A 723-nucleotide genomic window follows, 5' to 3' on the forward strand; every position below is an offset into this window, starting at 1 on the left:
TTGCTGCGCTAAGTAGTAACGCATAGCACTTGCCAATTTATGTTGACGAGTCACCAAAGCTTGATCTTTATGGCTATTGTCACGGCTAACCAGTTCAGCGGCAGCTGATGGAGTAGGAGCTCGCACATCGGCAACAAAATCGGCAATCGTCATGTCGACTTCATGGCCCACAGCACTAATGATCGGGATTTGACTTGCAGCAATAGTGCGAGCAAGGATCTCATTGTTAAAGCACCATAAGTCTTCTAGAGAGCCGCCGCCACGACCAACAATCAATACATCACATTCATTTCGGCTATTAGCACGACCGATTGCTTGGGCAATTTGAATGGCTGCGTCATCACCTTGGACCATGGTCGGATAAATAACCACGGGTAGGGAAGGATCACGGCGTTTTAAAACGTCCAATATGTCGTAAAGCGCTGCACCTGTTTTAGAAGTGATGACACCAACACGCTTTGGATGTTCTGGTAGTGGCAGTTTGTTGGTTTGAGCGAACAAACCTTCCGCTGCCAACGTCATCTTAAGCTCTTCAAACTCTTGTTGCAGACGACCATCGCCTTCAGGCTGCATGCTTTCGATGATCAATTGGTAGTCACCACGTGGCTCATACAGAGACAGACGGGCTTTAACTAAAACTTGATTGCCGTTTGCAGGTTTGAAAGTAACGCGACGATTGTTACCACGGAACATGGCACATTTTACTTGAGCACGAGAATCTTT

At 47.0% G+C, this 723-nt stretch carries 1 protein-coding gene; it reads right to left on the reverse strand.

Annotated features, from left to right (window positions below; all coding sequences use genetic code 11):
* Positions 1–723, reverse strand: a 723-nt coding sequence (xseA, locus tag R7Q48_RS27235) for an exodeoxyribonuclease VII large subunit (RefSeq protein WP_318133370.1), incomplete at both ends; no start/stop codon positions are given.

This window comes from Vibrio sp. 378 (genome assembly GCF_033339435.1).